Origin of the sequence: Streptomyces sp. NPDC060000 (assembly GCF_042737375.1) — a bacterium.
Classification (GTDB): domain Bacteria; phylum Actinomycetota; class Actinomycetes; order Streptomycetales; family Streptomycetaceae; genus Streptomyces.
Map to the genome: position 1 here is coordinate 1 of NZ_JBHWUU010000178.1, position 3,155 is coordinate 3,155.

The following is a 3,155-nucleotide window of genomic DNA, read 5'->3' on the forward strand; positions in this document are numbered from 1 at the left end:
TGGGGGGCTGGTTTTTGTTTATACCACACCGCCGCTAGGGCGGCGGGTGCTGGTGCTTCGCCTGCGGAACATGACCTGTGCGGCTGGCCACCGACCGGGGGCCGCGCCTCACCTCGTACGACAGGAGCATCTGATGGACATCGCTGTACGAGCCTGGCTGCTGGCTCAGCTCGGCCCCACCACGGACACCGCCGACCTGGACGCACGCTATGCGCGGCTGACCTCCGCTCGCGCTGTCGCAAACGAGGTCTTGGCCGAACGGAGGGCGAAGCTGCTCGCCGACCCGCTCCGCATGACCGTGGACGGCGTAGTCACCATCGACCAGAGCAACAACCTCGCAGGGCTCGAACGCCAGATCACCGCGCTCGTGGACCTGGTTGCGCCGGACGAACTGGCCGATGGAGAGGAAAGCACCGACCTCGTGACCGCGCCGCTGCTACGCGCTCGCCGTGGCCGGTAGGCCGGCATGCCGTATGAATGGCCACCGCTGGTGCCCGGAGACCCGGACGAGATCGCCCGCCGCGTCGCGGCGGTACTCGAGGAAGCCTGGCAACGGCTCGCCGCCAAACAGCGCGCCATCCTCGCCCAGTTCGCCGGCAACCCGAGGACGCCGCACACCGTGGCAACGTTGGAGGAGTTCAAGCAGGCGATCCGCGCCTTCCGCCAGCGCGTAGACCAGGAGGCCCGGCAGTTCGTCCAGAGGCAGCTACCCCACCTGTACGCCGCTGGCGCCCAATCCGCCGCCGAGGCACTGGGGGCGACTTTCACTTGGACCACGTTCCACCGCGACGCCCTGCAGTCGCTCGCGGCCGACTCATACGCCGATTTTCTGCGCCGCTCGCAGGAGGCCGAGCGGATGGCGAAACAGTTCTACCGCGCTGTGCGAGAGGCGGCTCGCCGAGAGGTTCCGCTGCTCGCGGCGGGCAACATGACGGCGAAGCAGGCCGCGAGGAACCTGGCGGCCAGGCTCGCCTCCGAGCACAAGTTGACCCACGTCGTCTATCACAACGGCGCTCGCGTCCCGGTCCGTGCCTGGGCCGAGGCCGCCGCCCTCGCCAAGTCGGCCGTCGCCTACAACGCCGGCACCCTCAACCGGACCCGCCAGGCTGGCGTCACCATGGTCGAGGTCTTCGATGGCCTCGACTGCGGCTGGACCACCCATCAGGACACCGACAAGGCCAACCGCACGGTGCGAACCGTCGACGACGCCGCGGAGTGGCCGATCTCCCATCCGCGCTGTCAGCGGGGGTTCGGTCCACGGCCGGATCTGACATCGGTCTGAGGTATCCGGACGTCACGGCCGCCGGCGCGGCGCCTGGTCCAACTTCCCGTCCAAGGCGGCGTCGATCAGTAGATGCGCCCGGCGATGTACCGCGACAGCTTGACCTGACAGTCCCGTCGGATGCCCCGAGAGGCGGATAAGAAACAGATAAATTTGGGGCGTGTACGGAGGTCAAGGCCGGGCACACGGCGGGACGGAGGTAGATAACTATGGTTCCCCTGATACTCGTTCTGCTGCTCGCCCTGATCCTCTTCGGTGCCGGGTTCGCCCTCAAGGCCCTGTGGTGGATCGCCGTGATCGTCCTGGTGATCTGGCTGGTCGGATTCCTGGCCCGCTCCACCGGAGCAGGCGGCAAGCGAGGCCGCTGGTACCGCTGGTAGGACGCGTTCACAGAACGCCACATGCGGGTGGGGGGTGCACTGGTGATCAGTGCACCCCCCACCCGCATGTCCGGCTATCTCTCACGTTCTGTACACACGGCCGGCTGTCTCTCCGGTCTCCGCGCGGGTACGCGTCCGGTCAGGTCCGGGGCCGATACCTGCGCCGGCAAGGGAACCCCGGCACCTCCAACAGGAACCGGCCCCGGGCCGCAGCCTTGGACAGCTTCCGTGACAGGCCGGCTGCCAGTTGGCACCCCTGCCTGCTGCGCGCCGGTGGCGCCGTTGTGCCGGTGTTCGCGTTTGCCCGGCGGCCATCGCAGGGGGTTACGCGGTGGCCGTGTCCGGGCTGCGGGTGTGCGCGACGAGGGCGTGGGCGGCGGTGGGGTGGGCGGGCAGCAGGGTGCTCAGGCCGGTGAGGTCCAGCATCCGCTGAAGGCGGTCGGGGACGGCGGCGAGGACCAGGGTGCCGTCGGCGGTCTTGGCGCAGCGGAAGATGCCGACCAGGGCGTTGAGGCCGGAGGAGTCGCAGAAGGTGACGGCTGTGAGGTCCAGGATCAGGTGGCGGTGGCCTTGTTCGATCAGGGCCAGTGCCTGGGCGCGCAGGTGGGGGGCGGTGGTGATGTCGAGGTTCCCGGCGACGTGGGCCAGGGCGAGGTCGCCGTCGGTGTGCTGTGCGGTGAGGCGGAAGTCGGTCACAGTCGGCTCTCCGGCGTCTCGCCGGCGGGGGCGATGGTGTGGGCGGTTGCGGTCGCGGTGAGGCCGTCTGCGGCGTCGGCGAGGGGGACGGACAGGGCTAGCAGGGCGACGTCGTCACCGGCCCCGTGGGGCGTGGCGTCGATGAGGTCGACGGTGTCCCCTATGACCGCCGCCGCGCTGATGGGTCCGGTGCGCGCGGAAAGGAAGCGGGTCAGGCCCTCTTCTCCGATCATTTCTCCGCCCAGGGTGCGGGCCTCGGTCAGCCCGTCGGTGTAGAGGAGCAGTCCTTCGCCGGGCGCGAGGTGGAAGGTGTGGGAGGCGAAGCGCGCCTCGGCGAGGGCGCCGATGAGCATGCCGCCCTGGGGGCGCACCGCTTCCACCGCTCCCTGCCCGCGCAGGTGGTAGGCCGGGGGGTGGCCGCCGGTGGCCACCGTGATGGTGAACCCGTCCTCCTCGTGGGGTTCCAGGACGCCGAAGACGGCGGTGCAGAACCGGGTGCCGACGGCCGGGTCGAGGAGCAGCGCCGTGTTCAGCGAGGTGAGGACTTTGTCGGGGTCCGGGTCGATCAGGGCGGCGGCGCGCAGGGTGTAGCGGGTCAGGGAGGTGACGGCGGCGGCTTCGGGGCCCTTGCCGCACACGTCTCCGAGGAAGAATGCCCACCTCTTGCCGTCGAGGGGGAAGACGTCGTAGAAGTCGCCGCCTACGTCCCTTGGGGAGGCGGTGGCGTAGTGGCAGGCCAGTTCCAGGCCCGGTACCACCGGCAGTGCCGGCGGCAGCAGGGTGCGCTGGAGGGTGGA

General features: G+C 69.9%; 5 protein-coding genes. 3 read left to right on the forward strand and 2 right to left on the reverse strand.

What is annotated here, in order from left to right:
- Nucleotides 1-133: 133 nt before the first annotated feature.
- The 3 genes from ACFWBB_RS42510 to ACFWBB_RS42520 all read left to right on the forward strand — a co-directional run bounded on the left by ACFWBB_RS42510 (nt 134) and on the right by ACFWBB_RS42520 (nt 1,662).
- The gene (locus ACFWBB_RS42510; protein WP_385284657.1) at nt 134-460 is read left to right on the forward strand and encodes a hypothetical protein; all 327 of its coding nucleotides are present in this window, start codon (nt 134-136) and stop codon (nt 458-460) included.
- Nucleotides 461-466: 6 nt separating this feature from the next.
- Nucleotides 467-1,282, forward strand: coding sequence for a hypothetical protein (locus ACFWBB_RS42515; RefSeq protein WP_385284660.1), 816 nt, complete (start codon nt 467-469; stop codon nt 1,280-1,282).
- Between the two features lie 209 nt (nt 1,283-1,491).
- Nucleotides 1,492-1,662 carry a hypothetical protein gene (locus ACFWBB_RS42520; protein WP_044472719.1) on the forward strand — a complete coding sequence of 57 codons (171 nt, stop codon included), beginning with the start codon at nt 1,492-1,494 and terminating at the stop codon, nt 1,660-1,662.
- Nucleotides 1,663-1,986: 324 nt separating this feature from the next.
- Here the strand turns inward: ACFWBB_RS42520 and ACFWBB_RS42525 are convergent, their stop codons facing one another.
- Together ACFWBB_RS42525 and ACFWBB_RS42530 are read right to left on the reverse strand one after the other, a co-directional pair.
- On the reverse strand, nt 1,987-2,358 hold the full coding sequence (locus ACFWBB_RS42525) for an STAS domain-containing protein (protein WP_385284663.1): 372 nt from the start codon (nt 2,356-2,358) through the stop codon (nt 1,987-1,989).
- Nucleotides 2,355-3,155: PP2C family protein-serine/threonine phosphatase (locus ACFWBB_RS42530; RefSeq protein ID WP_385284666.1), on the reverse strand; the 801-nt coding region annotated here is incomplete at its 5' end. The genes ACFWBB_RS42525 and ACFWBB_RS42530, both read right to left, overlap by 4 nt.